At 71.0% G+C, this 20352-nt stretch carries 20 protein-coding genes; 7 read left to right on the top strand and 13 right to left on the bottom strand.

Going from position 1 to position 20352, the window contains the following annotated elements:
- Window positions 1-121: 121 nt before the first annotated feature.
- Window positions 122-3310 (bottom strand): glycine--tRNA ligase subunit beta, encoded by a 3189-nt coding sequence (glyS, locus tag IPJ61_RS13115; protein ID WP_297108202.1) that lies wholly within the window; start codon window positions 3308-3310, stop codon window positions 122-124.
- Between the two features lie 61 nt (window positions 3311-3371).
- On the opposite strand from glyS, the gene IPJ61_RS13110 reads away from it, so the two are divergent.
- Entirely contained in the window at window positions 3372-4352 is a 981-nt protein-coding gene (locus IPJ61_RS13110; protein WP_459251288.1) for an NAD(P)-dependent oxidoreductase, read from the top strand.
- A gap of 382 nt (window positions 4353-4734) precedes the next feature.
- On the top strand, window positions 4735-5637 hold the full coding sequence (locus IPJ61_RS13105; protein ID WP_297108048.1) for a cation diffusion facilitator family transporter: 903 nt from the start codon (window positions 4735-4737) through the stop codon (window positions 5635-5637).
- A 78-nt stretch (window positions 5638-5715) separates the two neighbouring features.
- Here the strand turns inward: IPJ61_RS13105 and IPJ61_RS13100 are convergent, their stop codons facing one another.
- The 5 genes from IPJ61_RS13100 to IPJ61_RS13080 form a co-directional block, all read right to left on the bottom strand.
- A complete protein-coding gene (locus tag IPJ61_RS13100) occupies window positions 5716-6831 on the bottom strand; it encodes a sodium ion-translocating decarboxylase subunit beta (protein WP_297108045.1) in 1116 nt (371 codons plus the stop codon).
- On the bottom strand, window positions 6828-7478 hold the full coding sequence (locus IPJ61_RS13095; RefSeq protein ID WP_297108042.1) for an OadG family transporter subunit: 651 nt from the start codon (window positions 7476-7478) through the stop codon (window positions 6828-6830). The genes IPJ61_RS13100 and IPJ61_RS13095 overlap by 4 nt, the downstream gene beginning before the upstream one ends.
- Before the next feature lie 21 nt (window positions 7479-7499).
- Window positions 7500-8783, bottom strand: coding sequence for a GHMP family kinase ATP-binding protein (locus tag IPJ61_RS13090; RefSeq protein ID WP_297108038.1), 1284 nt, complete (start codon window positions 8781-8783; stop codon window positions 7500-7502).
- Window positions 8780-9598: a nucleotidyltransferase family protein gene (locus IPJ61_RS13085; protein ID WP_297108036.1), complete on the bottom strand. Its 819-nt coding sequence runs from the start codon at window positions 9596-9598 to the stop codon at window positions 8780-8782. Before IPJ61_RS13085 ends, IPJ61_RS13090 begins: the two co-directional genes overlap by 4 nt.
- A 69-nt stretch (window positions 9599-9667) precedes the next feature.
- Window positions 9668-9919 (bottom strand): PLD nuclease N-terminal domain-containing protein, encoded by a 252-nt coding sequence (locus IPJ61_RS13080; protein ID WP_297108033.1) that lies wholly within the window; start codon window positions 9917-9919, stop codon window positions 9668-9670.
- A gap of 55 nt (window positions 9920-9974) precedes the next feature.
- Here IPJ61_RS13080 and IPJ61_RS13075 point away from each other — a divergent pair, with 55 nt between their 5' ends.
- From IPJ61_RS13075 to menD, 5 genes are read left to right on the top strand one after another with little or no spacing between them, the layout of a single operon-like run.
- Complete coding sequence (locus IPJ61_RS13075) at window positions 9975-11009, top strand: AMP-binding protein (RefSeq protein WP_297108031.1); 1035 nt, start codon at window positions 9975-9977, stop codon at window positions 11007-11009.
- Between the two features lie 12 nt (window positions 11010-11021).
- A complete protein-coding gene (locus IPJ61_RS13070; RefSeq protein ID WP_297108027.1) occupies window positions 11022-11942 on the top strand; it encodes a 1,4-dihydroxy-2-naphthoate polyprenyltransferase in 921 nt (306 codons plus the stop codon).
- Window positions 11939-12151, top strand: coding sequence for a hypothetical protein (locus tag IPJ61_RS22210; RefSeq protein WP_366505614.1), 213 nt, complete (start codon window positions 11939-11941; stop codon window positions 12149-12151). Before IPJ61_RS13070 ends, IPJ61_RS22210 begins: the two co-directional genes overlap by 4 nt.
- On the top strand, window positions 12079-12888 hold the full coding sequence (locus IPJ61_RS13065) for an o-succinylbenzoate synthase (RefSeq protein WP_366505612.1): 810 nt from the start codon (window positions 12079-12081) through the stop codon (window positions 12886-12888). Before IPJ61_RS22210 ends, IPJ61_RS13065 begins: the two co-directional genes overlap by 73 nt.
- A complete protein-coding gene (menD, locus tag IPJ61_RS13060) occupies window positions 12885-14552 on the top strand; it encodes a 2-succinyl-5-enolpyruvyl-6-hydroxy-3-cyclohexene-1-carboxylic-acid synthase (protein WP_297108024.1) in 1668 nt (555 codons plus the stop codon). Before IPJ61_RS13065 ends, menD begins: the two co-directional genes overlap by 4 nt.
- 136 nt (window positions 14553-14688) lie before the next feature.
- Here menD and IPJ61_RS13055 read toward each other — a convergent pair whose 3' ends face one another.
- The 7 genes from IPJ61_RS13055 to IPJ61_RS13025 all read right to left on the bottom strand — a co-directional run bounded on the left by IPJ61_RS13055 (window position 14689) and on the right by IPJ61_RS13025 (window position 20209).
- Window positions 14689-15060, bottom strand: coding sequence for a hypothetical protein (locus IPJ61_RS13055; protein ID WP_297108020.1), 372 nt, complete (start codon window positions 15058-15060; stop codon window positions 14689-14691).
- A gap of 101 nt (window positions 15061-15161) precedes the next feature.
- Window positions 15162-15830 (bottom strand): response regulator, encoded by a 669-nt coding sequence (locus IPJ61_RS13050; protein WP_297108017.1) that lies wholly within the window; start codon window positions 15828-15830, stop codon window positions 15162-15164.
- Complete coding sequence (locus IPJ61_RS13045; protein WP_297108015.1) at window positions 15827-17005, bottom strand: sensor histidine kinase; 1179 nt, start codon at window positions 17003-17005, stop codon at window positions 15827-15829. Before IPJ61_RS13045 ends, IPJ61_RS13050 begins: the two co-directional genes overlap by 4 nt.
- Complete coding sequence (locus IPJ61_RS13040) at window positions 16996-17382, bottom strand: hypothetical protein (protein WP_297108012.1); 387 nt, start codon at window positions 17380-17382, stop codon at window positions 16996-16998. The genes IPJ61_RS13045 and IPJ61_RS13040 overlap by 10 nt, the downstream gene beginning before the upstream one ends.
- Window positions 17383-17479: 97 nt before the next feature.
- The gene (locus IPJ61_RS13035; protein ID WP_297108009.1) at window positions 17480-19618 is read right to left on the bottom strand and encodes a peptidase domain-containing ABC transporter; all 2139 of its coding nucleotides are present in this window, start codon (window positions 19616-19618) and stop codon (window positions 17480-17482) included.
- A gap of 71 nt (window positions 19619-19689) precedes the next feature.
- Window positions 19690-19854 (bottom strand): hypothetical protein, encoded by a 165-nt coding sequence (locus IPJ61_RS13030; RefSeq protein WP_297108006.1) that lies wholly within the window; start codon window positions 19852-19854, stop codon window positions 19690-19692.
- A 211-nt stretch (window positions 19855-20065) separates the two neighbouring features.
- Window positions 20066-20209 carry a hypothetical protein gene (locus tag IPJ61_RS13025; RefSeq protein ID WP_297108004.1) on the bottom strand — a complete coding sequence of 48 codons (144 nt, stop codon included), beginning with the start codon at window positions 20207-20209 and terminating at the stop codon, window positions 20066-20068.
- Window positions 20210-20352: the final 143 nt, after the last annotated feature.

The raw sequence follows: 20352 nt of genomic DNA, 5'->3' as shown, positions 1-20352 counted from the left end.
GGCACGACCTTAGGATGTTGGGCCGACAAAAACGCCGATGTACGCAGAGGTGGGTAGCTCTGTACCCTCCGTGATGAGGACCGCCCCTCATTACAGAAGCGTGAGGCCCTGACCTATGGTGTCACCCCAGGGCGATGTCCAGGGCCTTCCAGTCGATGTCGGCCGGGGCCAGGGACAGGACCGAGGCGAGCAGGGACTGGCGCGCTGCGCGCACCGACTCGTCCTCAGCGTTGACCAGGATCTCGTCGAAGAACCGTGCTGCTGCTGCGACCACGTGCTCGGTGCTGCCCAGGATGACCTTGATGGGTTGTGCGGCGGTGTCGGGGTCGACGGCGTCGACAGCGGCGGCGAGTTCCAGCTCGGCAGCCTCGGTCAGGACCTTTCGAGACGCTCCTTCGTCGCTCCTCAAGGAACGGTTGTCATCGACCTCGGACAAGACGTTTCGAGACGTCGCTCGTTCCTCCCTCCTCCTCAACGAGCGGTGGCTGGCCCCTTCCTCGCTCCTCGCCGAGTCGACAACGTCGTCGGGGAGGATCCGGGTGATGCGGACGAGGGTCGCGACGAGGTTGTGGAGGCGGGAGTCGTCGGACGTAGCCGACAGCTCGGACAGCAGGCGGGCGGCGCGGCCGGGGGCGTCGGCGGCGGGGAGGATCGCCGACACGAGGTCCGCGGACGTTCCCTCGTCGCGCAGCAGCTGCGCGAAACGGCCGACGGTGAACTCCAGCGCGGCGTCGACCGCGTCCGGGGCCACGTCCACGCCTTGTTCCGCCAGGCGCGCGACGGCGTCCTCCAGGCCGGCGCGGATGGTCAGCGACTCCAGCGGGGTGCCCGCCGACTCGCGCAGGATCCGCACCACGCCCAAGGCCGCGCGGCGCAGGCCGAACGGGTCCGAGGAACCGGTGGGCTTGGCGCCCAACGCGAACATCGCGGCGAGGAGGTCGAAGCGGTCGCCGAGCGCCAGCAGCGCGCCGGGAACGGACGCGGGTACCGGGTCGGCGGACGTGTGCGGCTGCTCCATCTCGAACAGCGCGTCGGCCACCGCATGGGTCTCGCCCATGCGGACGGCGTACTCGCGCGCGATGAACCCGGCCAGCGAGCTCATCTCCACCACCATCTGCGTGGCCAGGTCGAACTTCGCCAGCTCGCCGGCGCGCTTCAGCGTCACCAGGTCCTCGCCGGAGACGCCCACGCGCTCGCCGAGCCGGGTCGCGACGTCGGCGATGCGCCGCGCGCGCAGCCCGACTGAGCCCAACCGGTCCTCGAATGTCAGCTTGTCCAGCCCGGGCACGAACTCGTCAGCTGCGGCGGTCTGCAGATCGGCATTCCAGAAGAACAGCGCGTCCTCGTAGCGCGCGCGGATCACCGACTCGTTGCCGGCACGCACCGTGTCGTCGTCGCACAGGCCGTTGGCCATCGTGACGAAGTGCGGCGCGAGCTTCCCGTCGCGGTACACCGGCAGGTAGCGCTGGTGCTTGCGCATCACCGTGGTGAGGATGCGCTCGGGCAGGTCGAGGTAGCGCTCATCGAAGTTGCCCAGCACGCCGTGCGGATCCTCGACAAGGTTGGTGATCTCATCCACGACGGCGGACTCCGCATCGAACGCGATCGTGCCGCCAACGCCGGACGCCAGCGCGGTGGCCTGCTCGATGATGGCCGCACGCCGCGCGTCGGTGAACAGCTCGATAGAGCCCGCGGCGATGGTCGGCAGCAGGTCGTCGGCAGAGGCGACCTCGACGCGCCCGACCAGCGCGCCGTCGGAACGCCTGCCGGACTCCTCGCCGGCTACGGGCCGCTGCAGGTAGGTGGTGCGCCCGGCGGTCAGCTCAGAGACCTGAACAGGGACGACGATGTCGCCCCACAGCGCGACGATCCACCGGATCGCGCGCGAGAACGACAGCTTCGGGTCGTTCCAGCGCATGTTCTTCTCCGCGCGCAGACCGGAGACGACGTCGGCGAGGATGACGCCCATGACGTCGAGCACGTCGCGCCCCTTCACGGCGACGCGCACCACGGCATGCTCGTTGCCGCCGAAATCGGCCTTCTCGATCTGCTCGACGGCAGCGTCCTGGCCGCGCATGAAGCCCTGGAGCGCCTTGGTCGGGTTGCCGTCGCCGTCGAACGCCGCGGCCCACTTCGGCCCCTTGCGGAGTTGCTCGGTGTCGGGCTCGCTGGCCGCGAGGTCGGCGATGGTGGCGACGATGCGGCGCGGGGTGCCTTCGACGGTGATCTCTCCGTGGGCCAGTCGGGTGGCAGCCAGCTTCTCGGTCAGCGCGGCGCGGACGGCGTCGATGGTCTGCGGGACTACGTGGGGCGGGAGTTCTTCCACGCCGATCTCGAACGCGAGGGTCTGGGGGGCGAGATTGCGGTCGGCCGCGGGACCTTTCGACACGGACCCGGGCGCTTCGCGCCGGGGGTCCGGCTCAAGGAACAAGGTCTCCCGGTTCAGGGGGAAGCCCAGCTCTTCGCGGCGCTCGATCCACAGGGCGGCGGTGTCGCGCATCAGGCGGCGCATGGTGGCGAACGCCTTCGCGCGCTCCGTCGTCGAGATGGCGCCGCGGGCGTCGAGCACGTTGAACGCGTGGCTCGACTTCAGGATGTAGTTGTGTGCAGGCACGGGCAGGCGCTTCTCGACCATGCGCGTCGCCTCGCCGACATACGTCTCATACAGGCGGCGGTTGGCCTCGACGTCGGCGTCGTCGAGGTAGTACCGGCTCATCTCGTACTCCTGCTGGCCGAGCGCCTCGCCGTACGTGACGGGGCGGCCGTCGGAGGCGATGGAGTAGACGATGTCCTTGAAGTGCGTCACGCCCTGCTGTGCCATCAGGATGCGCTCGACGCCATAGGTGAGCTCGACCGGAATCGGGTCGAGGTTCTGCCCGCCCACCTGCTGGAAGTAGGTGAACTGCGTGATCTCCATGCCGTCCAGCCACACCTCCCAGCCGAGGCCCCACGCGCCGATGGCCGGCTGCTGCCAGTTGTCCTCGACGAAGCGCACGTCGTGCTTGGAGAGGTCGATGCCGAGCGCCTCGAGCGAGCCGAGATACAGCTCCTGCGGGTCCCCGGGCTCCGGCTTCAGGATCACCTGGAACTGGGTGTGCGTCTGCAGTCGGTTCGGGTTCTCGCCGTAACGGGAGTCGTCCGGGCGCACCGACGGCTCGACGTAGGCCACGTCCCACGGCTCAGGCCCGAGCACCCGCAGCACCGTCGCGGGATTCATCGTGCCCGCGCCGACCTCCGTGTTGAACGGCTGCCACGTCAGGCAGCCCTTGTTGGTCCAATAGTCGGAGAGTCGTCGCAGAGCGTCTTGCATCGTCAGCACCCGCGCATTGTATCCACGCACGCATCGGGCGTCAGATCGGCGACGGTGTGCCATGCTGGGGAGAACCGATTCCTGCGGAGGTGTTCCCATGAAGGTCCTTGTCCCGGACACGTACAAGGGCGCGTTGCCCGTGATCGAGGGCGTTGAGATCGTCGTCCTCCCCGCGCGCGAGCTCGTTCCGGAGGAACACATCGACGCCGACGTGTTCGTCGCCTGGGCCCAACCGGAGGAGGTGCTCCGCGACGCGGCGGCCCGGATGAAGGACCTGCGGCTGGTGCAGGGCTTCCAGGCAGGACCTGACGGTGTGCTCGCCGCCGGCTTCGACCCGCGCGTCCCCATCTGCTCCGGCGTCGGCCTGCACGACGGCCCCGTCGCCGAGCACGCGCTCGGCCTCACCATCGCGCTGCTGCGCAACCTGCCCCTCGCGCTCGCCCGCCAAGCTGAGCGCCAGTGGGACGGCAGGCTCGGCGGGACGCTGCGGCCGCGCGCCTACGACGGCCGGGTCACAACGCTCGACGGCGCCAACGTCGTCATTTGGGGCTTCGGCTCCATCGCCGCGACGCTCGCCCCGCTGCTCACCGCGCTCGGCGCGCACGTCACCGGCGCGGCGCGCACGGCGGGGGAGAGGCACGGCTACCCGGTCGTCGACGACGCCGGCCTCGCCGAGATCCTCCCCACCACCGACATCCTCATCATGATCCTCCCGCACTCGACCGAGACCGCCGCAGCCCTGAACGCCGATCGGCTGGCGCAGCTGCGGCAGGGCGCGCTGGTGGTGAACGTCGGTCGCGGCACGACCATCGACGAGGAGGCGCTCGTCGCCGCCCTTGAGTCTGGTCACGTCGCCGGGGCCGCGCTGGACGTCACCGCCGTCGAACCGCTGCCTGCGGACTCCCCGCTGTGGTCGGCGCCGAACCTGATCCTCACCCCGCACACCGCCGGCGGCCGCCCGCGAGGCGCGGACGTGTTCCTGGCCAACCAGATCGCCGCCCTCCGCGCCGACCGTCCGCTGAGGAACTTCATCCCGCGCTGACCGCCTCCCCAGACGCCAGCGCTGCGCGCTTGCACGCCGCGACGCCAGCCTTCCATCGCGTCGCCTGGCTTCCACTTCGCGATGCCTGGCGTCCACCGCGTCGCCTGGCTTCCACTTCGCGATGCCTGCCCTTCACCCGTAGCGCCAGTCATCCGCCGTAACGCCTGCCCTGTCACACCTTGTAAGGCAGGCGACACGATGTAGGGCTGGCGACGTCGTCAGGAGGCTGGCATCACGGGTCATTAGGCTGGCGTCGCGGTGGACGGCTGGCGTCACGGGTCATTAGGCTGGCGTCGCGGTGGACGGCTGGCGTTACGGGCTATAAGGCAGGCGTCACGGGCGGGCACAGGCCCTCGTGGCGGACTAGTGCAAGGATGGGGCGGTGAGCTCGACCCGTACCGATCTGACCAAGTTCGCGTGGCTGTCCATCGCGGCCGCCCTCGTGACCATCGCCTTGAAGACCGGGGCGTGGCTCATCACAGGATCGGTCGGCCTGGCATCCGACGCGGCGGAGTCCGTCGTCAACCTCGTCGCCGCGATCGTCGCGCTGATCGCGCTGCGCGTCGCCGCGAAGCCCGCCGACAAGAACCACCACTACGGACACACCAAGGCGGAGTACTTCTCCGCCATCGTCGAGGGCGTCATGATCTTCGTGGCCGCCGCCGCGATCCTCGTCATGGCCGTTCAACGACTCCTCGCCCCGCAGCCGTTGGAGCGCGTCGGGATCGGCCTGCTGATCACGGTCGTCGCATCCCTCATCAACGGCGCCGTCGCGCTCGTCCTGCTCCGCGCGGGAAGGCAACACAACTCCATCACGCTCCGCGCCGACGGCCACCACCTCATGACCGACGTCGTCACCTCAGCAGGCGTCCTCGTCGGCGTCGGCCTCGTCGCGCTGACAGGCTGGCTGTGGCTCGACCCGGTGATCGCCATCATCGTCGGCCTCAACATCATCGTCACCGGATGGCGGCTCATCGCCGAGTCGTCCCGCGGCCTGATGGACGAGTCGCTGCCGAAGGAGACCAACGACCGCCTCCGCGAGATCCTCGCCGAGCACACTTCCGACGGCGTGGAGTTCCACGCCCTGCGCACCCGCGTCTCCGGGGCTCGCGCGTTCATGGAGATGCACATGCTCGTCCCCGGTGAATGGACCGTCAAGCGCGGCCACGATGCCCTCGAGGACCTGTCCGACCTGATCCGAGCCGAGTTCCCGGAACTCCACGTCACCGGCCATCTCGAACCCATCGGCGACCCGCGCAGCTACGAGGACGAGCACCTGGACTGACGGGACCTTTCGACTCGGCGCTCGGCTGGCGCCTCGCGGCCGGCTCAAGGAACGGTGTGGCGGGCGCTCGGCCGGCGCCTACGACATCAGGGCAAGGAGGACGCCACCGGCCACGACCGAGGCGACCTGGCCCGCGGCGTTGGCGCCCATCGCGTGCATCAGCAGGAAGTTGTCGTGGTTCTCGCGCTGCCCCTCGCGCTGGACGACGCGCGCCGCCATGGGGAAGGCCGAGATGCCCGCGGCGCCGATCAGCGGGTTGAACCGGCCCCGGGAGAACACGTTCAGCAGCTTCCCGAACGCCACACCCATCACGGTGTCGAGGCAGAACGCGACAAGGCCCAGCGCAAGGATCAGCAACGTCGCGGTGTTCAGGAACGTCGGGCCCACCATCGTCGAGCCGATCGCCAGGCCCAGGAACAGCGTCACCACATTGGCGAGCTCGTTCGACGACGCCCCCACCAGCCGCTCGACGACCTTCGACTCGCGCATCAGGTTGCCGAGCATCAGCATCCCGATCAGTGGCGTCGCGAACGGCACGAGGACGCCGACGACGATCGTCACCACGATCGGGAACAGGATGCGGGTGCGCTGCGAGATCTCGCGGCTTGTGTAGGGCATCACGATCGCGCGCTCCTTGCGCGTCGTCATGAGCCTCATGATTGGCGGCATGATGATCGGCACGAGGCTCATGTACGAGTACGCCGCCACGGTGATCGGCGCCAGGAGCTCCGGAGCGAGCTTGTTCGCCACGTAGATCGACGTCGGCCCATCGATGGCGCCGATGATGCCGATCGACGCCGACTGATCCCGCGTGAACCCCAGACCGAGCGCCAACAGCAGCGTCAGGAAGATGCCGAACTGTCCGGCGGCGCCGAGTAGAACCATCTTCGGGTTCTCCAGCAGGGGGCCGAAGTCGGTCATGGCGCCGATGCCGATGAAGATCAGCAGCGGGAACAGCTCGTTGCCGACCCCCATCTCGTACAGCAGCGTCAGCATCCCTTCCTCGCCGACCATCGGCGAGAACGGCAGGTTCGCAAGGACCGCGCCCGCACCGATGGGCAGGAGGAGCAGCGGCTCGTACTCCTTCTTGATCGCCAGCCAGATCAGCGTCAGTCCGACGGCGATCATCACGCCGCCCTGCCATGTCAGCCCCGCGAGGCCCTGCAGCAGGTAAGAGAAGGAGTCAGGGCTCACGGCGCGTCCTCGATCCTGGCCAGCGCGTCGCCGTAGCTCACCTGATCGCCGGCGGTCACGTGAACCTTCGTGACCACGCCGCCCCGCGGCGCCCGCACCTGGTTGACCATCTTCATGGCCTCGAGGGTGATGATCGCGTCGCCGCGCTCGACGGTGGCGCCGACCCCCGCGTCGATGGCCAGCACCAGCCCCGGCATCGGCGCGGTCAGGTCTATCGGACCCGACGGCGCGGCCCCGTCCTGCGGCGACGACGCTGGCTCTGCAGGACGGGGCGTGTCAACGGAGCGCACGGCGACGACGGGGGTGATCGTGGCGGGACGGCCGTCGCGGCCTAGCGTCACATCCACCATCTTCCCGTCGAGCTGCGCGCGGTAGCGGCGGCCGCCGAGCGGCCGCAGGTCGATGACCAGTTCCTTGTCGTCGACGGCGATCGTGTAGCGCCGCATTCCTGCCGGCGTCGGGTGTTCGCGCCCCTTCGTCGGCTCGGGTTCCCGCGCCGGGGTGGCGCTGTCGTCGGCCCCGGCGGGTGCGCGCCGGGCATCCCAGCGCCCGAGGAGGAGCAGGACGGCCATCAGGATCAGCAGCAGTGCGAACACCGTGCCCATACCGACGGCCATCATGGTCAGGCCCCACGTGAGATCGGCCATGACTCCAGGCTATCGGGTGGGTCAGTCGAGCCGACGGGCGGGTCCCCCTGGGCGCGTGACGAGCGTCGACGCGGTGTCGGCGACGGCGGGGAACTCCCCGAGGTAGCGCTCCAGCCAGCGCGCGGCAAAGGCGTCGGCGTCGACCGCGGGGACCAGCGCCCACACCGAGCCGCCGAACCCGGCGCCGAAGCCGGCGGCGGCGAAAGCTCCCATCTCGCGCGCGAGTCCCTGGAGGCGGTTGGTCTCCGGGATCTGGTTGCCGAGGGCCTCGTCGGCGCTGCGGTGGGACAGGTCGGCGGCGCGGCCGAACGCCGCGAGGTCGCCGTCGGCGAGTGCCGCGATGGCCTGCGGGATGGCGACCTCGGACTCCGTCACGAAGGCGGTAAGGCGCGCCGCCAGCGCGGGGTCGTGCGCGGCGACGGCGCGCAGCCCCTCCCAGGCGTCCTCGTCGCTGGCGAGGGCGTCGGCAAGGACCGGGTGCGCGCTGCCGGTGGCGGCATTCCACGCGTCGACCAACGCGCGTGCGGTGAGCGACGCCCGGTTGTACGACGCGAGCGCCGCGCCGGTCTTCTCCGCGAGGACACCGCTGACGGCGACGACGAACGCGAGATCGTCGGGAAACGGCACCTCACGGCGCCGCACGATGGGACAGAACGTGAACTCGGTCAGCGTGTCGGCCGCGCAGCACAGCATCGCCGTGTGGTCCTCGGACCCGCCGAACGTGCCGACCCCGCGCAGGCCGGGAAGGTCCTTGAACGTGAGCCCGTTCTCGATGGTGGCGAGGTAGCCGGCGAGGTCGAGGTCGTCGTGGATGTTCGCCTTCCACGCCGGGTGCTCGCGCAGGTCGTTGTCGTCGACGACGGCCAGCGCCGCCGCGACGACCAACGCCGACGACGAGCTCATACCGGATGCCAGCGGGAGGTTCGAGTCGAAGGTGATCCGCGCGGGCTTGAGGGCACCGAAGTTCAGCGTCAGCCGGTCCAACGCCGCCTGGACGTAGTTCCCCCAATGCCCCGCGGGCAGCTCGGGGTCGACCCCAGGAACGAGCGTGAGCTCCCCGGGGATCGCCGTGGTCGAGATTGTGAACGAGGCGCGGGACCTTTCGTCACGGGCTACGGCTCCATCGTCGCCGTTGCCTCGGGATCCAAGGAACGATGTGGGGCGCTCCGCGCGGGGGACCGGCTCACCCAGGGGGGTGAGCGTGATGGTGATCCCGCGGTCGACCGCGGCGAGCAGCGAGCGGCCGCCCATGTAGTCCGTGTGCTTGCCCAGCACCTCGAGGCGGCCGGGGACGAACCACTTCACAGCCGTACCCCGCGGTCCTCGAGCGCGGCCGCGACCGAGGCGATGTCGCCGCGGGCGCTCATGTCCAGCACTCCTTCATCCGAGACGACGACGGCGTAGGGGTCGCCGGCGGCGATGGCCGCGCGCACGGCGTCTGTGATCTCGTACTCGCCGCGGGCTGACTTCGGGATGGTCCGCGCGGCGGTGAAGATCGCGGGGCCGCACAGCCAGCAGTTCATCGAAACGACGGCATCAGGACCGAGGCGCGCCGCGGTCTCCGCGTCGGGTTTCTCGACCAGCTCCGCGAGGTTGCCCGCGTCGTCGGCCGTCGCCAACGCGAATGCGGCGATCTTCTCCGGGGCGATGTTCGACCTCGTCAATAGCCCTTCGCGGGTGAAGCCGACGAGCGCGGAGCCGGGGACGTCGGCGAGGAGCCGGAGCGCCGAGGAGGGGTAGTAGTTGTCGGAGTTGATGACGAGCACGCGGTCGTCACCGGCGAAGTCCTCGGCGGCGAGGACGGCGTTGGCCGTGCCCAGCGGCTCGACCTGGACGGCGTAGGCGATGTTCACGCGCTCCTTGGGAAGCGCGTCGTAGTAGTCGCGGATCATGTCGTGCTCGGGGCCGATCACGAGGCAGATGTCGGTGAACCCGGCGTCGGCGAGCGCGGAGATGACATGGTCGAGAAACGGCCGCCCGACGGAGATCATCGCCTTGACACCGGAGTCTGCGGCTTTGGCCTGTTCCGCGCTCAGTGCGACACCCTCGGCCTCCTTCCGCATTCGCGAACCGAGTCCGCGTGCCAGAATCACTGCCTTCGTAGGTGCGCCATAGGTCATGCGGGAAGAGTATTGAACGCCGCCGCGCGACACACGGAGAGCCATCGATCCGCGCGGAGTCCGTGCGCGCTAACGCAGGCCGCGGAGGAAGTCCTCGTCGTCGTCTGGGGCGCGATCCGTGTGGTGGGGGCGGGTGTGTCCGCTGACGGGGCGGCCGAAGAACAGCCACAGCACCGGGCCGACAACCGGGACGCAGATCACGAAGAACGCCCACAGCCAGCGAGGCATGGCACGCACGACGCGTCCCCGTGACTGGGCCACTTCCACGACGCAGTACACGGTGAGCATGACCACGGCGACGATCAGCAGCACCCGTAACATGCCGCCATTCTACCGCTCGCCACGCCGCTCCCAACCCCGCGGATAGGCTGATCTCGTGCAACGCGTCCAGGATCTGCTCAGCCGCGGGGTCGGGTTGTGGCTGGCCGACGGCGCAGGAGCGGCACCGGCGGGAACGGCGGTCGTGGGCACGTCCGGATCGACGGGCGAACCGAAGCTCGTCGTCCTCCGCAGGGAGGCGCTTGTGGCCGCGGCGGAGGCTGCTACCGCGCGGCTCGGGTTCACAGCCACGTGGCATCTCGCTCTCGAACCGCGCTACGTCGCGGGGCTGATGGTCCTCGTCCGCGGGCTGCTCGGCGACGGCGTGGCCGAGGCAGGAGGAGACCTGAGCCGCCTCCGGCCCCGCGACGGGCGCAACGCCGTCTCCGTGGTGGCGACCCAGCTCTACCGCGGGCTGCGCGTGCCCGAGACCAGGCGGGCGCTTGCCGCCATGGACGCGGTCCTCGTCGGGGGAGCGCCGCTCGGGGCGAGCCTCCGCGCCCGCGCCGAGGCCGCAGGCATCCGAGTGATCGAGACCTACGGCATGAGCGAGACCTGCGGCGGCGTCGTCTGGGACGGCGTGCCCCTCCCGGGCGTCTCGGTGCGGCTGGGGAAGCGCGGCGTTGGCGTCCGGGTCGGGGAGTGCGGCCGCATAGAGCTCGCCGGCCCCACGCTGTTCGACGGCTACCTCGGCCGCCCCGAGCTCACCGCCGCCGTGCTGCGCGACGGCGCGGTCCTGACCGGCGACCGGGGCCACTTCGCGCCCGACGGCCGCCTCGTGGTGGACGGGCGCTTGGACGACGTCGTGATCAGCGGCGGCGTCAACGTCGACCTCGCCGCGGTGCGCGCGGCGGCAGTCGCCCTCGATCCCGAGACGGCCGTGCTCGCCGTCGACGACGAGGAGTGGGGCGCGCGCGTGGTCCTCGTCGCCACCGCGGGGACCCTCGGCGACTGGCGGGAACGCCTGCGAACCGCGCTGCCGGCCGCATGCCTGCCCCGGCAGCTGACCATCGTCGACCGCATCCCGCGGGGAGCGGGCGGCAAGCCGGACCGCGCGTCCCTGGCCGCGCTCGTCGCCGCCACGGAGGGCTAGAGTGACCCGGTCATGAGTACTTCCCTCTCCGCCTGGATGGCGGGCGCCCGTCCCCGCACGCTGCCCGCCGCCGTCGCCCCCATCCTCGCAGGCACCGCCAGCGCCGCGGCCGGGACCGGCATCATCGGCCCCTGGGACGACGGCACCGTCACCCTCGGGCCGCGCGAGATCCTGATCGCCGCGCTCTGCCTCGCGGTGGCGCTCGCGCTCCAGGTGGGCGTCAACTACGCCAACGACTACTCCGACGGCGTCCGCGGCACCGACGACGAGCGCGTCGGGCCGACGCGGTTGGTGGCCTCCGGCCTCGCCTCGCCCCAGGCCGTCAAGGCGGCGGCGTTCGTCTCGTTCGGCGTCGGCGCCGTCGCGGGAGTGGGCGTGGTGGCGCTGAGCGGGCAGTGGTGGCTGCTGCTGGTCGGCGCGGCGTGCATCGTCGCGGCCTGGTTCTACACCGGCGGGAAGAAGCCGTACGGCTACCTCGGCCTCGGCGAGCTGATGGTGTTCGTCTTCTTCGGGCTGGTCGCCACCGTCGGCACCGCCTATGTGATCTGCGGGGCCGCGCCGCTCCACGCCTGGCTGGCGGGCACCGCCGTCGGCGCGCTGGCCAGCGCGATTCTCGTGGCCAACAATCTGCGCGACATCGAGACGGACCGGGTAGCGGGGAAGATGACGTTGCCGGCGCGCCTCGGCGATCGCAACGCGCGCCTCTTCTATGCGGGGCTGTGTGGGCTGGCGGGGCTGGCTGTCGTCGTGTTCGCCGCGCTGACGACGTGGTTCGCTCTTGTCGCGTTGGTGGCGGTGGTGCTGCTCATCGACCCGCTGCGTCGCGTGCTGGGCGGTGCGCTGGGCCGCGATCTCATCCCGGTGATCCAGGCGACAGGGTTCGCGGAGATCGGCGTGGGGCTCGGGCTGCTCGTCGGGGTGCTGGTGGGATGACCGTGCATGTGTTCGACATCGCGTTGATGGTCCCGTTCCGGGGATTGACGCGGAGGTCGGGCGTGCTGGTCGAGGGCCCGGCGGGCTGGGCCGAGTGGAGCCCGTTTCCCGAGTACGACGATGAGGAGGCCGCAGCTTGGCTGCGCGCGCGGCCCGTGAGGTCGCGGAGGCTGGCCTGCCCGTCCCGGTGCGCGGAGCCGTCGAGGTGAACGGGATCGTTCCCGCGCTCCCGCCTGCTGAGGCCGCGGCGCGTGCCGTCGCCTCGGGATGCGCGACGGTGAAGATCAAGGTGGCCGCCATAGGACAGTCGCTGGACGACGACGTGGCCCGCGTTGCCGCGGTGCGGGAGGCGCTGCCGTCGGCGCGGATCAGGGTCGACGCGAACGGTGGCTGGGAGCTACCGGAGGCGGTCGACGCGGTGCGTGAGTTGGGGGCGTTCGGGCTCGAGTACGTCGAACAGCCCTGCGCGACGGTCGAGGAGTTGGCCACGCTCCGGGCCGGGGACCTCGGCGTCCCGATCGCGGCGGATGAGTCCATCCGGCGCGCCGCCGACCCGCTCCGGGTCAAGGTCGCAGGGGCCGCGGACATCGCCGTGTTGAAGGTGCAGCCGCTGGGCGGGCCGCGGGCGTGCCTGCGGCTGGCCGAGGAGTTGGGGTTGCCGGTGGTGGTGTCGAGCGCGGTGGAGACGTCGGTTGGGCTGCGCGCCGGCGTCGCGCTGGCCGCGGCGCTGCCCGACCTGCCGTACGCCTGCGGGTTGGAGACCGCGCGGCTGCTGGCCGGGGACGTGGTGCGCGCCCCGCTGGCGCCGCGTTCCGGGGAGATTCCCGTACGCGACGTCGAGGTGGACGCCGACCTGCTGCGGGAACACGCGGCAGGGCCGCAGCTGACGCGGTTCTGGTTGGATCGGTTCGAGCGGGTGAGCCGGGTCCTGGAGGGAGAGCGGTGAGCAGTATCGAGCTGGGCGCGGTCGTCGTCGACGCGCTACGCGGCGCGGGCGTCACCGACGTCGTGCTTGCGCCGGGCTCGCGCAGCGCCGCCCTCGCGCTGGCCGCCGACCGCGCCGACCGGGCGGGCGACCTGCGGCTGCACGTGCGGATCGACGAGCGCGTGGCCGGCTTCACGGCCTTGGGTTTGGCGAAGGCGAGCGGTCGTCCCGTCGCGGTGGTCACCACCTCGGGAACCGCCGTCGCGAACCTCGGACCCGCGGCCATGGAGGCGACCGCGGCGGGCGTGCCGCTGCTGTTCGTCACCGCGGACAGGCCCGCGCACCTCGTCGGGACGGGTGCGAACCAGTGCGGAGACCAGGCCGGCGCATTCGGCCCGGCGGCGTTGGCCGTCATCAGGCTGTCGTCCGAGTCGGGCAGTGCAGCCGCGTGGGCGGCGGGGGTGCACCGCGCGCTCGCCGTCGCCTCCGGCGCCCGGACCCGGCAGCCCGGAGCCGTGCAACTGAACATCGAGTTCGCCGAGCCGCTGGTGGGCGAGCTGCCGGCGCCCCGGGAGTTCGCGTTCGAGATCGCGGAGTCGTCGGGGCACCGCGTCGCCGAGCTCGACGCCCGCCGCACCGTGGTGCTCGTGGGCGACGCCACGCCGGAGGTGGGGGCCGAGGCCCGGGCGCTCGCCGAGGTGAGCGGCGCGCCGCTGCTGGCCGAGCCGTCATCCAACGCGCGGGCCGGCGCGAACGCCGTCGCCGACTATCGACTGCGGCTTGCCGATCTCGGACCGCGGATAGAACGCGTGATCGTGTTCGGGCACCCGACGCTCTCCCGCCCCGTCTCGCGGCTGCTCGCCCGCGACGACGTCGAGCTCGTCGTCGTGACCGACCGCGCCACGTGGCCCGACCCCGGACACCGGGCCGCGCTCGTCGCCGACCGCGTGCTGCTCGCCCCCCAGGACGCCTCCTGGCTGGGGGAGTGGACCAACCGTTCCTTGGATCCCGAGGCCGCAAGCGAAGCGCCCGCCCGTGTGATCGCGCTTCGCGCGGCAACACCTTCCTCGGCCTCGGCAATTGAGCAAGCTCGATTGCCCTCGGCCTTCGTCGGTGTCGAAAGGTCCGAAACCCTCACGCAGACTGTCCTCGCCGCGACTGTCCTCGCGGCCCTCGGACCTGGCGACGACCTGGTGCTCGGGGCCAGCTCCATCATCCGTGCCGCCGACCTCGCGCCCGTCGCCGAACGACCCCCGCGCATTTTCGCCAACCGGGGCCTGGCGGGCATCGACGGCACCGTCGCGACGGCGACCGGGATCGCACTGGCCACCGGCCGCCCGACGACGGTGCTGCTCGGCGACCTGACAGCTCAGCACGACCTCGGCGGCCTCGTCCGCCCGCCGTCGGAGCCGTGGCCGCGCCTGCGGGTGGTGGTGGCCGACGACGGCGGCGGCTCGATCTTCCGCACCCTCGAGCAGGGTGCTCCCGAGTACGCGGCCAGCTTCGAGCGCGTCTTCGGAACGCCGCAAGGCCTAGACCTTGCCGCCGTCGCCGCGGCCATGGGGTGGCGGACGACGGTGGTCGAGACGGCCGCCGAACTCACCGCCGCGCTGGAGGGCGAGGCCGGCTTCGTCGTCGCGAAGCTGGTCCCGCGCTTGGGCCTGTTGCGGAAGCGGTGGCCGTAGCGAGCAGTGTCCTGGTGCGTCGTATGCACGGCGCAGGAGGAAGACGCTAGTTGGCCCTCCCGTCGACGAGTGCAACGAAGCAGACGGCGTGCCAGGGCGCTGCGTAGTAGGCCATCTTCCGCTTTCGTAGCAGGTCCTAGATCGTGACGGAGGTCCCGCCCTGCATGTCGGTGATCGGGTCGTACGGGCCCGGCACCAGGGGAGGGAGCAGGTCGCTCTTCGCCGAGACGAGGTAGACCTCGAACGGGCCGTACAGGCAGCGCCGCTCCTTGTCCGGGTTCCATTCGCAGGGGCGCGGCGTCGGTACATCAGGCAGGCAGGGCCGCGGCTGTCGGATGTCCGACGGCGACGCCGGCTTGAGGCAGGGGCGCGGCGCGGGGACGATCCGGTCGCCGGGAGATCCGCTGCCCGGCCCGGTGATCGTCGCGCTCGCGGGGCCTGCGATCAGAGCCATCGCGGCAGCCGTCGTGGTGACGAGCGCCAGTGTGACGCGCAGTCGTGTTGTCATGGGTTCCTCCTCGGATAGCTGGTGCATCCAGCTTCCCGGAGGGCGAGGGGCCGGCGCGTCGGCCGGTGACGGTCATCGCGGTACCGCATCGGGATGACTGCTCAGGAGGGAATGGGATCCTCCGGGTGTACGAAGCCGCTGCGATAGGACAACGCGACGGCCGCCGCGCGGTCGCGTGAGCCGGTCTTCAGCAGGATCCGGGCGACGTGGGTCTTCACCGTCGCCTCGCTGAGGACGAGCCGGTCCCGGATCTCGGCGTTCGAAAGGCCGGCGGCGACCATCCGCAGCACCTCTTGTTCCCGCGGAGTCAGGAGCGCGGCCACGTCGGTCCGGTCGGCGCCGCGCGGCCGCAGCCGCTCGACCAGCCGCGTCGCGGCGGTGGCGTCCAGCCAGGTGTCGCCGGACGCGACCCGGCGGACGGCGTCGGCGATCTCGGTCGGCGAGGCATGCTTGAGCAGGTAGCCGCTGGCCCCCGCCTGGAGCGCCTCGACCACGATGTCCTCGTCGTTGAAGGTGGTCATCACCAGCACCCTGACCAGCTGATCCGACCCCGTGTCGGCGACCAGCTCACGGGTGGCGGTGACTCCGTCCATGCCGGGCATCCGCACGTCCATCAACACGACGTCGGGCCGCAGCTGGCGCACCCTCGGAAGGGCTTCGATCGCGGACGGCGCCTCGCCGACCACTTCGATGCCCTGCTCCCCGGAGAGCAGCATGGTGATGCCCGCCCGGACGAGTGGCTGGTCGTCGACGATGAAGACGGTGGTCATGGGCGCTCCTTGGAGGCGTGTCGGGTGTTCGTCGGCAGAGTGGCGTGTAACAGGTAACCGTTGGCGGTCGGGCCGGCCTCCAGGGTGCCGCCGCTGACGCTCACGCGTTCGCGCAGACCGACGAGGCCGAAGCCGCCGCTGGGCGCGGAGGAGGAACCGAGGCCCGCGCTGTTGCGTACCGTGACCGCGAGGGCGTCCGGGAGCCAGTCGCAGGTCACCTCGATCCTCGCGCCGGCGCCGCCGTGCTTCATCGCGTTCGACAGGCCCTCCTGCACCACCCGGTACACCGTGTGCGCGATGCTCGGGTCCAGCTCGACCGGCTCGCCGGAGGCCTGCGACACGACGTCGACCCCCGACATCCGCGCGGCGTCGATCAGCTGGCCGATCTCGCCGATCCCGTCGCCTCGCGCCTCGGTCTCATCCGTCTCCCGCAGCATGCCCAAGAGGCGGTGTAGCTCGCGCATGCTCTGCTCGCCCGCGGACTGGATGCTCTCGAGCGCGCGGTCGATGTCCTGCCTCGACGCCGTGTCGCGCGCGAGGCCCGCCCGCGCGCCCGCGGCCTGCAGGACGATCCCGGTGAGGCTGTGCGCGACGATGTCGTGGATGTCCCGGCTGATCCGCAGCCTTTCGACGGCGAGCGCCTCCGAGCGGGCGTCGTCGGCCCATTGACGCTCGGTCGTCAGGCGGCGGTCGCTGCGCGCGAGCACCCGGCCGATCGTCCAGGTGGCGAGCATGAGCAGCGTCCACAGGCCGGCATTGGTCAGGAGGAAGACGAGGTCTGCGCCGGGGTGGAAATGGGAGGCGGTCAGGGTATTGACGGCGATCGGTGCCGCAGAGCCGACGAGCGCCATCAGCGCCACCGGACGGGGCATGGTCCGTGCCATCAGGAACAGCGCCACGAGGTAGCCGGCGAAGGTGTCGATGGAGGGCACGAGCATTCCCGCGAAGGACAGCGGCCACAGGGCGAGGTAACCCGGCAGCGCCGAGCGCCACACGGCGAGGCAGGAGTAGGCCGCGACGGCGACCGCGACGATCACCGCTGCCGAGGCCTGTCCACCCGAGAACATCTCGGTGTCGCCGCCCCATACCCAGAGGTCGACGGCCAGCGCGCCCGCGGCGACCGCTGACCGGACCAGGTGCCATCGGGTGGCGCCTGGTCCAACGGTCAGTGGCATCCCCTCAGTTGCGGGAACACGAGGCACCAGAACGCGACCCGGGCTCCCAGGGTCCGCACGCGGTCGCCGTCGCCGGGCGGCGCGGGCCGCGGCGCTGCGGGAAGCGTCGGCGGGTGGTACTCGCCGACGACGTCGAGCGTGCCGTCGGGGAGTTCGAGCGCGGTCCACGGCTGGTCGTCGGCGGGGTCCCGTGTCGTCTCGTGGACGATCTCGGCCTGTACCTGGACGCCGTCGACCGTCACGCTGATCGGCTGCTTCAGCCCGCCCGCCTGCACCACGACGAGATCTCGGCGCACCACCCAGCCAGGGACGCGAACCCCGTCGACAGTGGTGACGGGGACCTGCGGGGCCCGACCCGGCGCGTCGATCTCTGGCATGTGTGACCTCCTCGAAGGACCAGCCCCGCCAACCGGGGTGGATGCGACACTATCTTGAAGGTCGCGTCGGGTTTCCGCATCGTCCGAACGCGGTATCTCAGGTAACGCCGAGGGGGGACGACGGATGCAGCAGCGCCGCGTAGTGCCCGCCGCGGGCGACGAGCTCCGCCGGGCTTCCCCGTTCGACGAGGCGGCCACGGCGGTCGATCATCCACAGCTCGTCAGCGTCGGAGACCACGCCGAGGCGATGGGTGATGATCACGCGGGTGATCCGGAGGTCGGCGAGCACGGCGTCGATCAGTCGTTCGGTGTGCGCGTCCAACGCGCTGGTGGCCTCGTCGAGGATGAGGATCGCCGGGTTGGAGAGGAGGGCGCGAGCCAAAGCAAGGCGCTGGCGCTGCCCGCCGGAAAGACCCTGACCACCGGACGACAGCCGGGTCTCAAGGCCCAGCGGCAGGCAGGCCAGCTCCTCTGCGATCTGCGCCTGGGCGAGCGCGCGCCAGACGTCGTCGTCGGAATAGCGCTCGCGTCCCGCGAGCACCGCCTCACGGATGGTCCCTGAGCAGAGCCAGTTGTCCTGGAACACCACCCCGACCTGCCGGCGGACGGACGCGAGGTCGAGACCGCTGAGTTCTCTGCCGTCCAGCAGGATCGTGCCGGCGGTGGGCTCGTAGAGGCCGCACAGCAGGTGTGCGAGGGTGCTCTTTCCGCAGCCGGTCGGCCCGAGCACGCCGATCTTGGCGCCCGGACGCACGTCCACGTCGATCGGGCCCAGCACGTCGTCGGAGAAGCGGTCGTAGCGGAACCGGACGCCGCGCAGGGAGAGCCCTCCACGGAGTTGATCGGGGGACGCGCCGCCGCGGCGATCGCCGTCGGCCGTCTCGAGGTCCTCGATCCGGTCGAGCATGGGGCGGAGGTCCGCGGCCTGGACGAGTTGCGCCGCGAGCGAGCTCACGGGCGCGAGGGTCGCGCTGGCGAGCGCCATCAGGCCGAGCGCGGCGCCCGCCGTGAAGCCGTCCGACGAGGACGCCACGACCAGCACGACCAACGGCGTGCCGACGATGACGCCGGATAGCAGGCTGAGCGACAGCGCGCTCAGTCGCGCGCGTCGCCTGGTGAGGGCGAGGCGGCGGTCCAGCAGCGCCGTCCACCCCGCGAGGATGTGCGGCTCCGCGCCGTATGCGCGCAGTGTCGCGATCCCGGCGATGCTGTCGACCATCGTGGTCGACGCCTCGGCCGCGACGAGGATTTCCTCGCGGCGTAGGCTCGCACAGGCCCGGGCGATGGCCAAGGTGACGAGGAGGGAGACCCCGACACCCGTCACTGCGATCCCCGCAAGGGTCGGCGCGATCACGGCAAGGGCCGAGAGATAGCCGATTGTGAGGACAGCGTCGAGGACCGTGCCGAGTAGGGTGACGCTGAGGAGGGCGTGCACGGCGTGCGCCGACTCGACCCTCCCGAAGAGATCTCCCACCGAGCGGCGGTCGAAGAACCGCAGGTGTCGGCTGAACAACGTGCCTGCGACCCGCGTGCTGAGGGAGCCTGCGAGCCGCTGCTGCAGGCGGGCGAGCACGAGATACCTGGCCAACGACAGCAGCCCCACCACGAACGCCAGCGCGATGCCACCGGCCAGCCACGTGCCGTGCCCGGATGAGTCAGCGACCACCCCGTCGACGATCAACGCGGTCATGACGGGCAGGCCGAGCCCGCTGAGGGCGAGCAGCGTCGAGAGGGCGCCGGCGCCCGCGAGATCGCCGCGGGCGGTGCGCAGCACCTGCAAGAGGGTCGCCGGTCGCTTCGGCGGGACGGGCGGGGGATCGTGGACCTCCGACGGCTCCGCCACAAGCACGAGGCCGCTCGCCTGTTCCCGCAGCTCGTCGCGGCCGAATGTGCGCCGGCCGACGGCAGGATCCATCACGCGAACGCTCCCGTCGCGCCGGACCTTGTCGGCCACCACGTAGTGCTGCCGGGAGAGGTGGATGACCGACGGCAGCGGCAGCTCGCCTATCCTCTCCGCCACCTCGTCGGGCGTTGCCAGGAGGGCATTCAGCTGCACGCCCCATGGCCCGGCGGCGTCTCTCAGCGCGAGCGCGGTCGTGCCGTCCCTGCCGGGGTCCAGTTGCGTGCGTAGCTGCGGGAGCGCAGCGCGGTGCCCGAACGCGCGCGCGAGCGCGGCGAGGCAGGCCGGGCCGCAGTCGGTTTCGGCAGTCTGCAGGACGACGGGTACTCGGGGCATGCGGGCTCCTCCTCTCGACCGGGCAAGAGGCCCCCGCGCCCGCGGCGCGAGAGCCTCTTGCCCCGGGTACGTCAGGCCTGGACGACCACGTTGACGTTGGAGCAGGTGGTGCCGCTCGTCTCGACCTTGATGACCTTGCCGTTGTTGTCGCGGGTGATGGTGACGGTGCAGTAGCCGCCGCTGAACTCGGCCAGCTCGGCGTCGGTGAGGCTCTTGCCGAAGGCGATGTTGCTCATGGTTTTCTCCTGTCGGGGAATTGGGGCGACCCTTTGTCGTCCGCTGAGGCAATCGTTTCCGGTCCGTGCATCGCGGTCATCGGCCCGACGGGGACACCTCGCTACCGCATGTGCGGTAGGCCGAATACCTTCAGAGACGATCGACGGTGACGGGCACCGGGCGCGAAAGAGGCCCAGGCGCCATCCGCGCCCGGGCCTCGTGGTGCAACGCTCAGCGCTCCTTGATCACGACGTCCTTGCAGTCGCCGCTCTTCTTCACCTCGCCCTCCTTGGTGATGGTGATGGTGCACGTGCCGCCGTGGAACGTCGCCAGTTCCTTGTCTTTCAGGTCTCGGCCGAATGTGTACGTTCCCATGTCAGGTCCTCCTCTGGGATTGCGGCGGCCCGGTGCCGCCGTCTACTGGATAGGTTGTCTCGTCTCGCGGCCGTGGTCATCGGCCTGGGGCGGTCGCCGTCGTACCGCATCGGATGTACAGCACGACGGGCCACTAGGCTCGG

The sequence above is a fragment of the Tessaracoccus sp. genome (assembly GCF_016714275.1).
Classification (GTDB): domain Bacteria; phylum Actinomycetota; class Actinomycetes; order Propionibacteriales; family Propionibacteriaceae; genus Arachnia.
Note: the sequence above shows the minus strand (reverse complement) of the source record. Positions and strands in the feature narration are given on the sequence as shown.